1 protein-coding gene is annotated in these 681 nt (G+C 67.5%); it reads left to right on the forward strand.

Annotation, left to right across the window (positions count from 1 at the left end; genetic code table 11):
• A partial coding sequence (locus AC1D2E_RS36045; RefSeq protein ID WP_478201818.1) for an Ig-like domain-containing protein occupies positions 1 to 681 on the forward strand: 681 nt, incomplete at both ends.

Here is a 681-nt window from a genome sequence, read left to right on the forward strand (position 1 = left end):
GCCGGCATTCAGGTCAAGGTGAGCCTGGTCTCCGGCGCAGCGGCCGGCGACGTGATCGCCGTGACGGATGGTGCCAACACGGTCAACGTCACGCTTAACGCTGCCGATGTGTCCAACGGTTTCGTTATCGTCAGTCTGCCGACGCCGGCCGATGGCGCGACGCTCAACGTGAGCGCGACCAGCACCGACCTGGCGGGGAACGTCTCCGCCGTGGCGACGGACTCGGCCGTCCTCGACATCACGCCGCCGGTGGCACCGACCATTGCGGTCGATGCCATCACGGCAGACAACGTGATCAACAACGCGGAAGCGGCTTCGACCGTGGCGGTGAGCGGCACGACCACCGGCACGCAAGCCGGCGACGTGGTCACCCTGGTGATCAATGGTGTCAGCTACAGCGGCACCGTGGACGCAGGCGGTGCCTGGAGCATCGACGTGGCAGGTTCGGACCTGGCCGCAGACGCAGACACCACTGTCGAAGCCAGCGTCACCACCCGCGATGCAGCCGGCAACAGCGCCAGCGGCAGTGCTTCGCACGCCTAYGGCGTCAGCTCGACGGTACCCACCATCACGGTGGGCGGCCCGATCGCTGGCGACGGCGTGATCAACGCAGCCGAGGCCGAAGCCCTGGTGGTGAGCGGCACGACCACGAATGTGGAAGACGGCCAGACCGTCACGCTG

It is taken from the genome of Variovorax sp. P1_H2, from assembly GCF_056405295.1.